The organism is Gluconobacter sp. Dm-62 (assembly GCF_018256155.1).
Taxonomy (GTDB): Bacteria; Pseudomonadota; Alphaproteobacteria; order Acetobacterales; family Acetobacteraceae; genus Gluconobacter.
Genome location: NZ_JAERLY010000003.1, coordinates 177,560 through 192,526, shown reverse-complemented (window position 1 = coordinate 192,526; position 14,967 = coordinate 177,560). Strand labels below are relative to the sequence as shown.

Genomic DNA, 14,967 nt, shown 5'->3' with positions numbered 1-14,967 from the left:
GCTCACACCGCCGCGGGAGTAGGACAGGGGCAGGGAGATGAGTACGATGAAAAAAACCCATTACGACCTCTGCATCAACGGCGCCGGCCCTGTGGGCGCCACGCTGGCGTGTCGTCTGGCGGCAGAGGGCGTGCGCGTCCTGCTCATCGACCGCAGCGCCCTGCCCGGCATGGAAGATCCCGCTCTGGACGGCCGGGCCTATGCCATTGCGGAAGGCTCCCGACGGATGCTGGCCGACGCCGGAATCTGGGACAATCTGCCCAACGTGGCCCAGCCGATCCATGAGATCCGGGTTGCGGACGGACGCCCCCATGAAGCGCCCTCCCCGCTGACACTGCATTTCGGCCCAGAAGACGCCCCCGAAGGCCAGAGCTTCGGCTGGATGGTCGAAGCGCGGGACCTTCGGCTGGCGATTAACCAGACGCTGAGGCAGTATGACAGCCTCGATGTGCTGGCACCGGATCTGGGGAATTTTACGTTCCATCCGGATCATGTCTCCATCCGTCTGGCCTCGGGCAAAACCGTTACGGCAAAGCTCGCCGTGGCCGCGGAAGGACGTCGTTCCCCACTGCGCCGTCAGGCACGGATCGGCCTGACCAAAATCCCCTATAATGAATACGGCATCGTCGCGACGATCGCGCATGAAAAGCCGCATCACGGCGTGGCCCTCGAGCACTTCCTGCCCGAAGGTCCGTTCGCGCGCCTGCCCATGCCCGGCACGGCCGAACACCCGCATCGCTCCGCCATCGTCTGGGCCGAAGGCGAAGGCCGCGCGCAGCGCTTCCATGACCTCCCGGACGAAATTTTTGCCCGCGAAATCAAGGCCCGCATGGCGGACGAGGATCTGGGCGAGATCACCCCGACCGGCCGTCGCTGGATCTATCCGCTCTCAGCCCAGTACGCCCAGAGCTATATCGGCCCGCGCTTAGCGCTCGCAGGCGATGCAGCACACGGCATTCATCCGATCGCAGGGCAAGGCCTGAACATCGGCTTCCGGGACGTGATTTCACTCGCCGAGCTGCTGATCGAGGCCCATCGCAATCGCAGGGACATGGGAAGCCGCGAGCTTCTGGTCCGCTATCAGCGCAACACCCGCCCCGGCAACATGGCCATGCTCGCCGCAACGGATGCACTTGAGCGCCTGTTCGGAAACGACAATCCCATTCTGCGCCGCTTGCGCGATATCGGTATCGCGGGCGTTCAGCGTTTCCCTGCCCTGCGCCGGGCGTTTGTGCAGAAGGCCATGGGCGTATGACAGGAGTAGCCGAAGAGATATCCAGAATGGACCGAACGTCGGATCTCACAGCCTTCTGGAAGGACATGCAGTCCCAGGCCTGCAGTTGCCATGACCCGCTGATCCAGGACGTCTTTTCCACCAATATCGGTGATCATCCGGACTTCCCGTCCGCGCTGGCGTCCCTGCTGGGCACCAAACTCGCGGACCGCTCCATCCCGGCGACCAGCATTACCCGTCTCGTCGCCTCGATCCTGAGTGCCGATCCCGACATTGCGGAAGCAGCGGCGGCGGACATTCTCGCGACCTATGACCGCGACCCGGCCTGTCCGGACCTCGTCACACCCTTCCTGTTCTTCAAGGGATGGCAGGCGCTTCAGGCCTACCGGATTTCGCACCATCTCTGGACGAAGGGTCGCCAGCATCTGGCCCATCATTTCCAGAGCCGGATCAACGAGCTGTTCGCCATCGACATTCACCCCGCGGCCCGTCTGGGACGGCGGCTGAGCATTGATCATGGAACAGGCATCGTCATTGGCGAAACCAGCATCGTCGAAGACGATGTTTCGCTGTTTCAGGATGTTACGCTGGGTGGTACGGGCAAGCTGAGCGGCAACCGTCACCCCATCGTGCGTCGCGGCGCCATGATCGGCGCAGGCGCACGCATCCTCGGGCGTCTCGTCATTGGGGAATATGCCCGGATCGGCGCGGCCTCTGTAGTGCTGGAAGACATCCCGGCCTATTCCACAGCGGTCGGCAATCCGGCACGGATTGTGGGCAGCACGCCCCGGCCAGCCTGAAGGCCTGGCTTAAAGAAAAAACAGGGTCCGGGGCCTACGCCCTGGACCCTGTTGTGTCTTACTTGTTCGAAAACTTGAACGTCGTTGTGTAATCGAACGTCTGGCCCGGCTTGAGCTCGGTCGTCGGGAAAGACGGGTGGTTCGGGCTGTCGGGGTAGTGCTCGGCCTCGAACGCAATCGCATCGCCCTGACGATAGGCATGACCGGACACCCCGGCATACCCACCATCCAGCGAATTGGACGTATAGACCTGAAGCCCCGGCTGGTTCGTCAGGATCTCCATGCTGCGGCCCGAACGCGGATCATAGACCTTGCCAGCCAGACGCGGCGTCTGACCATACGGCCCGTTGACGACCCAGTTCATGTCATAGCCACGCGCATACATCATCTGCTGATCGTTGCTGCGCAGACGATCCCCGATAACGGTCGGCTTGCTGAAGTCCAGCGGCGTGCCGGCGACAGGGGCGATCTGGCCGGTCGGGATGGACGTGGCGTCGGCCGGCGTGAAGCCATCAGCGTTGATCTGAAGGATTTCCGGCTCGATGGAGCCCGAACCCTCACCGTTCAGGTTCCAGTAGCTGTGATTCGTCAGGTTCAGAACCGTCGGCGCATCGGTCGTGGCGACATAATGCAGCGACAGGGCATTATCCGTACCCAGCGTGTAGGTCACATGCGTCGTCAGCGTGCCGGGGAAGCCCTGATCACCGTCATGACTGACGAGCTTGAGCGTCAGATACGCGCCATTGGCGTTGGTGCCGGTCTTTTCGATCGTCCAGGCGTTCTTGTCGAAGCCCTTCTTGCCACCATGCAGCGCGTTGGGCGGGGCAGTGATGTCCGTATGGTACGTCTTGCCTTCAACGGGGAAAGTCCCGGCCGCCAGACGGTTGGCATAGCGGCCGATAATGGCGCCAAAGAACAAACCACCCTTCGCGCTATCGACCGTGTAGCCCTTCAGGTTGTCGAACCCGAGAACCACGTCCTGGACATGCCCCTCACGGTCCGGCGTCTCGACGGACTGGATGATGCCGCCATAGGTGATGACGCGGGCCGTCGTGCCGAGACCGTTTTTCAGGGTTACGATCCGCACGGGTTTGCCGTCCGGCGTGCTGCCCCAGGGCTGGCTTGCAACAGTGGGATGCGCCTGTGCCACGCCAGCGCTTACGGAAAGTGCTGCGACAGTCGCGAGAAGAGCGCTCCTTGAACCGAAGAATCTGGACATTGAAAACCTCCCGGGTGTTGAGTTGAGGCCACACTGATCCCAAAAATCCCAAGGGGTCAAAGCCCGGAAAGCGGCGGAAGACCAACTGGATCGTTAAAGCGCACGTCCTCTTCAAACGGCCAGCATTTGCAGACATACAGGGATGCACGCTATCGGAGGATACGTTATGACTACGCCCCTCCGCAGTTTTCCGCGACGGATGGCGCGTGGCCAATTGGGGTTCATGGAGTCCTGCAGGGAACGGATTACGAAAATTTCCGTTTTCCGGTGACTTCTTCGTGAGCACTGGGCCGGGGAGGGTATTTTGGGGATGGTTATGGACTTTCGGCAGGACGACAACGAAATCCGGGAGACGCGCACGCGTCGTGTGTCACGGCGTGGCCGGGCTCTCGCAGGCGCGCTTGCCCTGCTGACGCTGGGAGCCTGCGGTTCGCTGCGCAATCCTCCCCCGACAGATCCGGACGACCTAGCGGATTACAAAGCCGCCAACGACCCCTACGAGCCCGCAAACCGCAAGATGTACAACATCCAGATGTGGGCCTATCACAAGGTTCTGCGCCCGGTGGGCAAGGCCTGGATCTGGGCCGTTCCCAAGCCCGTGCGTCATTCCATTGCGAACGTGAATGAAACCTGGCGCGAGCCTGCGGTGTTCTTTTCCGATGTCGGTGCGGGCAAGCCGCGCCGCGCCGGAGACGCCTTCATGCGCTTTGCCATCAACATGAGCGCTGGTGTGGGTGGCTTCTTCGATGTAGCCGGCCTCGTGGGCTACAAGCAGCATGAAACCGATCCGGGCCTGACGCTGGGCACCTGGGGCGTGGCGGGTGGTCCCTACCTGTTCGTGCCGTTCGTCGGGCCGACCAATATCCGCGATGGCATCGGTTACGGCATCAGCCAGGGTCTGACGCCGATCAACTATGTGCCCCGCGGCTATGATCTGCTAACCTTCAACTGGGCTTACAACGTGGCCGGGACCATGGAAGGCTACGCCAGCTCCATCGACCAGATCGACCATCTTGAACAGGACAGTCTGGACCCGTACTCCTATATCCGGAGCGCGTGGCAGCAGAACCGTCAGAGCCAGATCGACACCATCAAGGGCGATGACCGCGCAACCACTCCCGACTGGTACAACTGAGGACAACGACATGTTCAACGTATTTTCGCGCCGCACTGTTCTTGGTGCCGTCGTCTCCCTCGCCGTTGCAACAGGGGCCGCTCACGCCAGCACGGCGACGGATTTCGTGAACTCCTTCGGTGGGCGTCTGGCCGGCGTCGTCAACTCGGGCAAGTCGCTGGACGAAAAGAAAAAAGAGGTTCTCCCGCTGCTCAAGGAGAATGTCGACATCACCGGGATCGGCCGCTACTGCCTCGGCAAGTACTGGCGGACGGCAACCCAGGCCCAGCGTGACAAGTACATCTCCCTGTTCGATCAGGTGCTGGTGAACACCATCACGGACCAGATCGGCAACTATCAGGGTGTGAGCTTCCGCGTCACGACGACGACGGCCACGCCGGAAGGCGAGCGCGTCAATGCGCTGATCGACCGTCCGGGCCAGCCGGAAGTCAACATGCAGCTGATCATCGGCGGCAACCCGCCCAAGGTCGTGGACATGTATGGCGAAGGAGCCAGCCTGCGCATGAACCAGCGCGGCGATTACAGCTCCTACCTCGCCCGTCATAACGGTGATGTGGACGCACTGAACGCGGCACTCGAGCGTCAGCTCAACCACCACCAGTAAATCCAGAACGCAGGACCGCCGGTCACGCCGGTCCTGCGTCTTCCATCAGTGTTGTGGGCGCTGGACCGTAACGTGATACCGGTAAATGGTGTCGCGGCCACTGAACAGAACGTCCGTTCGCCCTTCCTTCCGAGCCATGATCTCTGCCACCTGATGGGAAACGAGGTTGATGCTCAGAACATCTGGAACGGATGTGGAAGCTGACTGCACATTCGGCGGAAGTGCCGCGATTTCGCTGCCCCCAACCTGAAGCACGATCATCCTGTCCACGACATGCATGCCGTTGACAACACTTTCCACAGGCTTTGAAATCTCGGCCGAAGCCTGGGGCGCCGAAATCAGGACGCCCAGCCCTAAAGCGCATGAGCAGATATTCGCAAGCTTCACGAGAAATTCCCTGTCCTGATTATGACATACCGTTTCGATTTGTCAGGAATAGTCGCGCAATTCCGCGAAGACAACCGTAAGGGGCATCCGCGGGCGCGCGTCAGTCAGCAGTGATCTCGTACAGAAGCATCGTATCGCCATCCCGCTGGAACGTCTCAGCAGGATGCAGGCCAATGCTGCCCAGAACCGTACGGGATGCCAGATTGTCTTCCCGCGCAACGGCTACGATCCGCTTCTCGCCCGTATCCAGAACATAGCGCAGAGCGGCCGCAGCTGCTTCACGGGCGATTCCGCGCCCGGCAGCCCAGGGGAAAATGGAAAAGCGCAGCCCAAGGCCGCGCCCGTCGGGACGATCGTGAACGCCGGTTATGCCGACAAAGCGGCCATTTTCACGGATGGCAAAAATACCCACGCCACGCCGGGCCCAGAAGCTGACGTCTTCCGCCATTTCCTGTTCGGTCGTGGTCCGGTTGCGCACGCCGCCAAGCATTTTGGCAAACGCACCTGCATCGCCCTTGAGCGAAATCATGTCTTCAAGGTCCGGCCAGTTGACCGGAGTCAGGACAAGCCGGGCGGTTCGGATTTCACGCCCCAGCACGCAGCTCTCCCCGGGCCTTCAGCACACGCGTTCAGCAGGCGGGCATTATACCCGTCCGCTGAACGGAAAAGGCCGGATCAGCGGGCCAGCGGGCGGTACTTGATGCGGCCGGGTTCGGTGGCATCCGGGCCCAGACGACGGCGCTTGTCGGCTTCGTAATCCTGAAAGTTGCCTTCGAACCACTCGACATGGCTGTCACCCTCGAACGCGAGGATATGCGTGGCCAGACGGTCAAGGAACCAGCGATCATGGGTGATGATCACGGCGCAGCCTGCGAAATCCGCCAGAGCGTCTTCGAGGGCACGCAGCGTATCGACGTCAAGATCGTTGGTCGGCTCATCGAGCAGAATGACGTTGCTGTCTTTCTTGAGCATCTTGGCCAGATGGACGCGGTTACGCTCACCACCCGACAGGATGCCAACGCGCTTCTGCTGGTCGGAGCCCTTGAAGTTGAACGCGCCCACATAAGCGCGGGACGGAACCGTGCGCTTGCCAAGCTGGATGACGTCCGTACCGCCGGAAATTTCTTCCCAGACGGTCTTGTTGTCATCGAGCGTGTTGCGGGACTGGTCAACGTAACCCAGCTTCACCGTCTCGCCGATCTTGAGCGAGCCGCCATCAGGCGTGTCATCGCCCGTGATCATCTTGAACAGCGTGGACTTACCCGCGCCGTTCGGCCCGATGACGCCCACGATGCCACCTGGCGGCAGCTTGAAGTTCAGGTTGTCGATCAGCAGACGATCGCCATACCCCTTGCTGAGGTTCTCGGCTTCAATGACCGTGCCACCCAGACGCGGGCCCGGCGTAATGACGATATCCGCCGTGCCGCCTGCGCGCTCGGCATTGGCGGCCAGCATTTCCTCATACTTCGTGATACGGGCCTTGCTCTTGGCCTGACGTGCCTTGGGCGAGCTGGAAATCCACTCCTGCTCGGCCGCGAGGGCACGCTGGCGGGAGCTTTCTTCCTTCTCTTCCTGGGCCAGACGCTTGCGCTTCTGGGTCAGCCAGGACGAGTAGTTGCCTTCGAACGGATAGCCACGGCCACGCTCGATTTCGAGGATCCAGTTGGTGACGTTGTCCAGGAAGTAACGATCATGGGTGATGACCATGACGGTCCCGGCGTAGTCACGCAGCGTCTTTTCGAGCCAGCTCACACTCTCGGCGTCGAGATGGTTGGTCGGCTCATCAAGCAGCAGAATTTCAGGCTTTTCAAGCAGCAGGCGGCACAGGGCCACGCGGCGCTTTTCACCACCCGAGAGGTTCGTCACCGGGCTGTCGGCGGACGGGCAGCGCAGGGCGTCGAGCGCGATTTCGAGCTTGCGGTCCAGCTCCCAGCCGTCGCCGGCATCGATCTTCTCCTGAAGATCGGCCTGCTCGGCCAGAAGGGCCGTCATCTCGTCGTCGGACATCGGCTCGGCGAACTTCATCGAGATCTCGTTGAAGCGGTCCACGGCCCTCTTCAGCTCACCGAAACCCAGAGCCACGTTCTCGCCGACCGTCAGGGTCTCGTCGAGCTTGGGCTCCTGTTCGAGATAGCCAATGCGCGCGCCTTCGGCGGCCCAGGCTTCACCGCCATATTCCTTCTCGATGCCGGCCATGATCTTGAGCAGCGTGGACTTACCCGCGCCGTTCACACCCAGCACACCGATCTTCACACCCGGCAGGAAGGACAGGGTAATGCCCTTGAAGACTTCACGCCCACCCGGATAGGATTTGGTAAGGTCCTTCATGACATAGACGTACTGGTAGGCGGCCATGGGAGGTCTCCTCAATCGGTGGATGGGCGGGGAAGAAGCAGAACAGATGTCCCGCAGAAATCAGATTGGCACACCGTGCGCCCGGAGGGACTCGAACCCCCAACCAAGCCGTTATGAGCGGCCGGCTCTAACCAATTGAGCTACAGGCGCGCGGGTGCAGTCCGAAATCGCCCAACTCGGGTCTTTTTGCAAGGGCCGACATGGTGGAATGTGTCTTTTTAAGTTAGTGTGTCACGCCTTCCCGTTCCCTAAAGGCCGTTCAGGCGACCTTTGCTGCCGTTGCGAGATGGCCTCACTGGTCCGTATTGCCCGAAGGGATGTCCGATGCCTGCACATACCGCGAAAATACCCAGCAGTACCCATCTGACATGATACTGGCCGGGCCGGTCGCGCTTATTCGCAAACTGCGATGGCTCTACGCTCCCGATCCGGTCATGGCCGGATATGCGCTCCGGACCACCTGCACCTCTCTCCTTGCGCTTGGCATTGCCCTGTGGATGGAACTGGGCAGCCCGCAATGGGCCGCCCTGACCGTCTGGATGGTCGCGCAGGGCACCCGCGGACGCAGCCTTGCGAAAGCCAAGTGGCATCTGTTCGGCATGGTGGTCGGCGTCATCAGCGGCATTACACTGGTCGCAGCCTTTCCGCAGGCGCCGCTCATGTTCATCCTCCTGCTCGCAGGGGGGATCGGCGCGTTCTGCATGATCGGCACGTTCATGCCGGGCCCGGCGTCGATGACGAACTACCGCATCCACGGCATGCGGGCCTCAGGCTTCACCTACGCCATTGTCTCGCTCGACGGCATCGCGGACCCGCACCACATCTTCGCCATCGCGATGTCCCGCGCCACGTATATCCTGCTGGGGATCGTGCTCGAAGCCTCGATTTCCGGACTGTTCCAGCTCGGCCTGACCAAACGCACGCGCCATCAGCTCGCCAGCACATTTGAAGACACGCTCAAACCTGCCCTGACCGCCATTGCCGGTATCCTTGTCGGCAAGGAAGGGGCGATGCAGAACGTGCAGACCATCTTCACCCAGATCACGACACTCGGCGATCAGGTGGAGTTCGCCGAAGTCGAACTTGGCCGCCGTGACCATGCCGGAGACCATGCCCGTGCCGCACTGGCAGACATCGCGGTCCTTCTGGCCCGCGCGCTCGATCTCGCGACCCTTATGCGCCTGCCCCTCAGTCAGGACGACATGTTCCATCGCGAAGCGGAAGCCATTCGCGATGTGTTCGTGAAACTTCCGGCCCGGCTGGAAGGGACGGAGAGCATGAGCGCCATTCTGGCCGATCTGCTGGCCCTGCGCCGTCAGTGCCGCCAGAAAGTGGTCCTCGATTTCAGCACCATCCAGCCGGACGACGCCGCGCGCGAAGCCGTCCTGCGCCACGGGATGCTCCAGCAGGCCCTCGTCGAACTGATCGACGCCCTCCGCATGGCCCTGACCCAGTTCGAAGCCAGCCGCCACCCGCAGCCGCACGACCATTTCCATGCGCCGATCCGCTCCTACCGCGACTGGCAGCAGGCCATCACCAACAGCCTGCGCTCTTCCGTCACGGTTTTTGGCGCCGGACTGATCTGGATCTGCACCGCCTGGCCCAGCGGACTGACCTTCATCATGTTCGTCTGCATCGTGTGCAGCCTGTTCTCCACACTGGAACGCCCGGCGCTGGCCACACAGGCGTTCCTGCGCGGCGCATGCTGTGCAGTCGTCGCGGCGGGCATCCTGAATCTGGCCCTGATGGGCAAATCCACCACTTTCGAGATGCTCGGCATGTGGTCGGGCCTTGCGATGATGATCGGCGGTCTGGCCTTTGCCTATCCGCCCCTGACGCTTCCGGCCGTGTCCTACAACCTGTTCCTGCCCATCCTGATCGGCCCGTCCAATCAGGCGAAAACCGACGAAATCGTCTATTTCAACACGGCCCTGCCGCTGGTTCTGGGTCTGCTTTACGCTTCGTGGATGTACCGGGTGTTCCTGCCCTACGATCCGGCCCATCAGCGCTGGACCATGCGCGAGAACATCCTGCGGGACCTGCATCGCATCGCAAACGGACAGGCGCAGGAAACAGTAGATAGTGTGGTGTCGCGAAACGTGGACCGCTTCGTCCGCCTTATGACCAATTCCGGCTCGACGCCGTCACCCGTCATTCAGGCCTATCTGACCGGCATCCTGTCGGGGATGCGCGTGATGCTCAATCTGTTGCGCCTTCAGGCCATTCGCCGTGACACGCGACTGGGCGTCGATGCCAGACAGGCGCTTGCACTCGTCATGGGCCGCATGAGCCATTTCAGCGGCCGCTATCACGGACATTACGGCCGCACGCTCCGGGCCACGAAACTCGCGATTCTGCGGCTGCGGACCTGTGAACGCGACGAAGACCGCCCCCGCGAGCGCTTCGTGCTGATCGCCGCCCTGACCAGTCTGGACGTCATCGCCACGGAGCTGGACACAAACCGCATCTTCTTTGACGCCAGCAGCCCGTATTTCGATCCTTCCGTGCAGTCTGCCGAGATTGAATCCACCGGATAAACCCCACCTGACACAATCCTCACGAACTGATCACGAAGAAATGTTCTGCAACACACTTCCCTTTTGCGGGAAACGGAGGAATTGTTCGTTTTCAGCCGCGGGTGACCGCGGACGACAGGGTTTCAGAACTAAGGATACCGTGATGTTTCGTCGTATCGTGCCCGTCCTCGGCCTCGCCCTCGGGCTGGGTCTGGCTTCCCAGGCTGCCATGGCACAGGAACAGTCCCCCCCGCCCCCGCCGGCCGTGCAGGGTACGCCCGGCAAGGACTTCACGGGCGTTTCGCCCGCCAACCTTGCAGGCATCATGAACTACTGCATCGAACTGCAGTATGTGTCCTACGATGAAGGCAACCCTGTCCTTTACGGGTTGAGCGATAAGTACAAGGCCACCGAGCAGACGGTCGGCAGTCCCGACTATGCCCTTGGCAGCGCTGGCTATTTTGACAGCAACGGCAAGCGCTACTACCTCGTGGCCTACACGAATGAAGACGACCGCCGTGCTGCCTGTCACGCCGCCGTCAAGGCCGCACAGCCGATGCTCTGAGTCCTGGTTTACAGGACACGGAGCTTCAGAGGCTCCCCATACCCGACGGTATGGGGAGCTTTTTTATGGCCACCATATATCGCCGGACCGCACTTCTGCCTTTCCGCACTGGGCAGAGCCCCCGGGCGCCGGTAATATCCCCGCCTCTCCAAACAGTTCAGGACATGAACATCATGGACGTTTCCAAGATCTCGCCCGGCAAGGACCTGCCCAACGACATCAATGTCGTCATCGAAATCCCGCAGGGTTCGCAGGTGAAGTACGAAGTGGACAAGGACAGCGGCGCCCTCGTCGTTGACCGTTTCCTCTTCACGCCGATGGCCTATCCGGCTGCCTACGGCTTCATTCCGGGCACGCTGGCCGCCGATGGCGACCCGGCTGACGCCCTTGTCCTGACGCCGTCCGCTGTCGTCCCGGGTGCCGTGATCCGTGCCCGTCCGATCGGTATGCTGAAGATGGAAGACGAAAGCGGACAGGACGAGAAGATCATCTGCGTCCCGCACGACAAGGTGCATCCGCAGTTCACCAACGTCCATTCCGTGGACGACCTGCCGGAAATCACGAAGAAGGCGATCACGCATTTCTTCGAGCGCTACAAGGATCTGGAACCCAACAAGTGGGTCAAGGTCACGGGCTGGGCTGACAAGGCTGCAGCTGGCGAAGTCATCATGGCATCCGTCGCCGCCGCAAAGTAAGCCCCGGCCCCGGTCTAGAGGCGCCCTTTCGCGCCTGCTCTGGCCGAAGTCCTGATGGCTCGCTTCAGAAAACCCCTGTTTCCCCACGGAAACAGGGGTTTCCTCGTTCAATATCACATATATTTGTCAGATTTAATGATACAAGTAACATTATTTCATGATCTTTAACGCTAAATGCGTGTTATCTCGACAATGCTAACCTGCTTTCCAAGGAATCAGCGGCTTGTCTCGAGTCCACCTCCACGCAGTTTTCTGCCTGGCCACAGTTCTTCCCTCCTGCGCACTTGCCCAGAGCCTTGGAGCCACAAGCACCACAGCTCAGGAGAGCACCGCACGGACCTCATCAACCTCCGGCACCGGTTCAAGTGTGAGCCTGATGCCCACAACGGCCCAGACCTATAGTCCAGCCAAGAAGGTCACGCAGATCCAGGTCACCGCACCCCAGCAGGCCAATCCGCCAGTCGTCTGGCCTTCCGAAAACTCGGAACTCCCCAGCGAGCGCGTCAACACGCCCCTGAACCAGATCTATTTCGGCAATGAATGGGTCCCACCCCTGCCGCACCCCGAAGCTATCCTGACCGATCCGTTCGGCTGGAACACCTGGCTGCGGGACCGGGGGGTGGCCATCATGATGGATACGACCAACGAGTTCTCGGGCGCCATCACCAGCCCGACCAAGGGCTATGGCCTGCGTCAGGGCAGCAGCAATGCTGGCCAGTACAGCCTTGAGAACGATATCGACTGGGAAAAGCTTGCCAATGTGCGCGGCTTCTCGACCCATGCACTCGTCGTAGGCCGGTACGGCATCCCCGGCAGCCGCATGTTCGGTGACAACCTCAACCCGAGCTCCGAAATCTACGGCGCCGGTGGCAACGTGGTCGTCCATCTCGTCTATGTCTATGCGGAAGAGACGATTGCCAAAGGCCGCGTGGATCTGGCGGGCGGTCGTATTCCACTGCTGAACGATTTCTCGGCCAGCCCGCTGTACTGCACCTTCCAGAACAACGCGTTCTGCGGAAACCCGAAAGCATCTTCCGACAATATCACCCATTCATCCTATCCGGATGCAAGCTGGGCTTTCCGCGTGCGAACACGCCCGACCACCAGCACCTACATCCAGACGGGCGTCTATTTCTCGCAGGCCGGCATTTACGCCAACACACAGTACCGTACGGGCTTCAAGTTCAACGGCGCGGACATCCATGGCGAAGCCATTCCCGTGGAAGCAGGCTGGGAACCGCTGTTCGGCAAAGACAAGCTGCCCGGCCACTATAAGGTCGGTTATGCGATCGACAATGCGCCCCACAAGGACAACTACTACGATGTAAATGGTCAGCCCTACGCCATCAGCGGTCTGGCTGCCCGTACCGTAAACTATTCCTGGTCGGCCTGGGCTCTGGCGGATCAGATGGTTCTGCGCCATCACGTCAAGGGCAATGCCGATGCAGGCCTGATCCTGCTGGGAGGTATGTATGCCAACAGCCCCCGCACCCAGCTCAGAGCGCAGCAGTATTCCGCAGGTCTGATCGACAGCGGATTCTGGGCAGCGCGTCCGCTGGATACGATTGGTGTCAACTTTACCTATGTCCGCGTCGCCAAGAACGCCACGGCAACGGAACGTCTGCAGGCCATGTATGGACTTCCTCTCATGGCCAGCTCGCTGACGCCGCAGACATTTGGTGAGGTACTCGAAGCGACCTACCGCATCCATGTGATGCGCGGCATCACCTTCGCGCCTGACTTCCAGTACTTCTTCCGCCCAGGCGCGCAGAAGGCCCTGAAAGACGCGGCGATGCTCGGCTTCAAGAGCCACATCCAGTTCTTCTAAGCCCTGCCGTTATCCGGGAAGCGCCGTTTTACACGAGGCTTCCCGGACATCACGGATGCAGCGATCTCTCAACAAAACAGCCAGATCCGCCGCCTGCTTCCGGATTTCCGGAATAGCCGTCGTTTCGAACAATGTGCCCCAGCGCATGGGCCCAATCGCGAACAGATCTCCGGAGCAATGCCCGGACGCGTCCGTCAGGGACCCATCCTCAAGGCAGTGCAGACCACCCAGTGCGGTCTCCCGCACCTCCCCGTCTTCGAGAAGTCTGCGGGGAAGGGCATCCTGCATCTGCCGATAGGCCCGGCTCGGTCCCGTGCAGTTCACCACATGATCCGCCGACAGAGCGAACAATCCGGCTTTCGTGCGCGCTTCAAGCCTCACCTGGCCGTCATGCAGCCTCAGACGCGTCACCTGCCCCCGCCGGCAGTCCAGCGTCCCGCTTTCCAGTTCTGCCACCATGAAATCCGCCACTTCAGGCGCTATGCGATGCCGCACGATATCCCAGCGTCTCTGAAGATGCCGCCGGAAGCGCTTCTTCTCCGCCAGATCCAGCGCCTGCCATAATGGATTGATCCGCGGACGCAGCGCATCGACTGCACTGCGCCAGTCTGTTCCATCAGCCAGACTGTCCCGGAACGCCCTAAAATATGCCCGCGCCGTCGCAGGCGTGCCGACTGGAATGATTTCCGTTTTCGCGGGAACGGACGACGCATGACGCTCCGGACACCAGCCATGACGGGACAGCGCCACAACGTTCCCGCGATGGCCATTTTCCCGCAATCGCATCAGGACATCGAGGGAGGTCAGCCCCGTTCCAATCAGGATAACAGACTCCTCGGGCGTGATCGCATCATAAAACCCGTTATCCCAGCCCGACGGATGATACCGCCCGCTTGAAACAAGGGCCGGCGTCACAGGGGCCACTGGCGCAGGTCCGAAATTCCCGGTGGCCAGCACAACCTGATCCGCCCGCAGAATGTCTCCGTCCCCAAGCGCAAGTTCCAGCCGTCCGGCGACACGCTGGTACGACAGAACCCGTGTCTGTCGCCATTCCGGGCGCATCTCGGCCCAGAGGCTGGACAGATACTGCCCGAACACGGCGCGGGGCATGAACTGAGCGGGCGTGACTTCCGGATCATGATGCACGCGGAGCCAGCGCAGGAAATGCTCCGGATCATTGGCATCCGCACTCATGCCGGCCGCAGGAACATTCAGGAAATGGCACGGAGACAGCGTGGAATAGGCCAACCCGACCGCAGGACGGTCGGCAGGATCGATGACGACGACCCGCGCCTGAGCCTGCAGCCGGCTCAGGTTCCAGGCGAGCAACGTTCCGCTGGCCCCGCCTCCGATAATGGCAATGAGAGGCCGGTCTGAAGGGGACATGCTGCCGTTTTTCTCCACAGGATCGCCAGGGAAGCATGGCCGAAACGCAGGCAACTGAGCGGGACGTTTCGTAACAGACGCTCTCGAAAGCGCTGACCGAACGCAGAAATCCATCGCCCGAAACAGGCGACGAACAGTAATTTCTCATCTTTTAGGAAAATTTCTGGAGCGGGCGATGGGATTCGAACCCACGACCCCAACCTTGGCAAGGTTGTGCTCTACCCCTGAGCTACGCCCGCACTC

The 14,967-nt window shown here is 61.2% G+C and carries 13 protein-coding genes and 2 tRNA genes; 8 read left to right on the top strand and 7 right to left on the bottom strand.

Annotated elements, in window-relative coordinates:
• Positions 1-37 precede the first annotated feature (37 nt).
• Together JK202_RS05610 and cysE are read left to right on the top strand one after the other, a co-directional pair.
• The gene (locus JK202_RS05610; protein WP_211559028.1) at positions 38-1,255 is read left to right on the top strand and encodes a UbiH/UbiF/VisC/COQ6 family ubiquinone biosynthesis hydroxylase; all 1,218 of its coding nucleotides are present in this window, start codon (positions 38-40) and stop codon (positions 1,253-1,255) included.
• A 26-nt stretch (positions 1,256-1,281) separates the two neighbouring features.
• Positions 1,282-2,034: a serine O-acetyltransferase gene (gene cysE, locus JK202_RS05605; RefSeq protein ID WP_211559026.1), complete on the top strand. Its 753-nt coding sequence runs from the start codon at positions 1,282-1,284 to the stop codon at positions 2,032-2,034.
• A gap of 58 nt (positions 2,035-2,092) precedes the next feature.
• On the opposite strand, the gene JK202_RS05600 is transcribed toward cysE, so the two are convergent.
• The gene (locus tag JK202_RS05600; RefSeq protein WP_211559024.1) at positions 2,093-3,253 is read right to left on the bottom strand and encodes an aldose epimerase family protein; all 1,161 of its coding nucleotides are present in this window, start codon (positions 3,251-3,253) and stop codon (positions 2,093-2,095) included.
• A 316-nt stretch (positions 3,254-3,569) separates the two neighbouring features.
• On the opposite strand from JK202_RS05600, the gene JK202_RS05595 reads away from it, so the two are divergent.
• Positions 3,570-4,388, top strand: coding sequence for a VacJ family lipoprotein (locus tag JK202_RS05595; RefSeq protein WP_211559022.1), 819 nt, complete (start codon positions 3,570-3,572; stop codon positions 4,386-4,388).
• 10 nt (positions 4,389-4,398) lie between these two features.
• A complete protein-coding gene (locus JK202_RS05590; RefSeq protein WP_211559020.1) occupies positions 4,399-4,992 on the top strand; it encodes a phospholipid-binding protein MlaC in 594 nt (197 codons plus the stop codon).
• A 45-nt stretch (positions 4,993-5,037) separates the two neighbouring features.
• On the opposite strand, the gene JK202_RS05585 is transcribed toward JK202_RS05590, so the two are convergent.
• The 4 genes from JK202_RS05585 to JK202_RS05570 form a co-directional block, all read right to left on the bottom strand.
• A complete protein-coding gene (locus JK202_RS05585; RefSeq protein WP_349291827.1) occupies positions 5,038-5,379 on the bottom strand; it encodes a pilus assembly protein N-terminal domain-containing protein in 342 nt (113 codons plus the stop codon).
• Between the two features lie 100 nt (positions 5,380-5,479).
• Entirely contained in the window at positions 5,480-5,977 is a 498-nt protein-coding gene (locus JK202_RS05580) for a GNAT family N-acetyltransferase (protein ID WP_211559018.1), read from the bottom strand.
• Between the two features lie 77 nt (positions 5,978-6,054).
• Positions 6,055-7,734 (bottom strand): energy-dependent translational throttle protein EttA, encoded by a 1,680-nt coding sequence (gene ettA / locus JK202_RS05575; protein WP_211559016.1) that lies wholly within the window; start codon positions 7,732-7,734, stop codon positions 6,055-6,057.
• Positions 7,735-7,810: 76 nt separating this feature from the next.
• Positions 7,811-7,884, bottom strand: a tRNA-Ile gene (locus JK202_RS05570).
• 167 nt (positions 7,885-8,051) lie between these two features.
• Between JK202_RS05570 and JK202_RS05565 the strand changes: the two genes are divergently transcribed.
• From JK202_RS05565 to JK202_RS05550, 4 genes are all read left to right on the top strand, one after another.
• The gene (locus JK202_RS05565) at positions 8,052-10,271 is read left to right on the top strand and encodes an FUSC family protein (protein ID WP_249199693.1); all 2,220 of its coding nucleotides are present in this window, start codon (positions 8,052-8,054) and stop codon (positions 10,269-10,271) included.
• Between the two features lie 142 nt (positions 10,272-10,413).
• Positions 10,414-10,815, top strand: a complete 402-nt coding sequence (gene adhS, locus JK202_RS05560) for an alcohol dehydrogenase subunit III (protein ID WP_211559014.1) — start codon at positions 10,414-10,416, stop codon at positions 10,813-10,815.
• 173 nt (positions 10,816-10,988) lie between these two features.
• Positions 10,989-11,510 (top strand): inorganic diphosphatase, encoded by a 522-nt coding sequence (gene ppa / locus JK202_RS05555; protein ID WP_062030065.1) that lies wholly within the window; start codon positions 10,989-10,991, stop codon positions 11,508-11,510.
• 376 nt (positions 11,511-11,886) lie between these two features.
• The gene (locus tag JK202_RS05550) at positions 11,887-13,338 is read left to right on the top strand and encodes a carbohydrate porin (protein ID WP_408872143.1); all 1,452 of its coding nucleotides are present in this window, start codon (positions 11,887-11,889) and stop codon (positions 13,336-13,338) included.
• Between the two features lie 9 nt (positions 13,339-13,347).
• On the opposite strand, the gene JK202_RS05545 is transcribed toward JK202_RS05550, so the two are convergent.
• Both JK202_RS05545 and JK202_RS05540 read right to left on the bottom strand, forming a co-directional pair.
• Complete coding sequence (locus JK202_RS05545; RefSeq protein WP_211559009.1) at positions 13,348-14,724, bottom strand: FAD/NAD(P)-binding protein; 1,377 nt, start codon at positions 14,722-14,724, stop codon at positions 13,348-13,350.
• A 164-nt stretch (positions 14,725-14,888) separates the two neighbouring features.
• Positions 14,889-14,963: transfer RNA gene (locus JK202_RS05540), tRNA-Gly, on the bottom strand.
• Between the last annotated feature and the right edge of the window lie 4 nt (positions 14,964-14,967).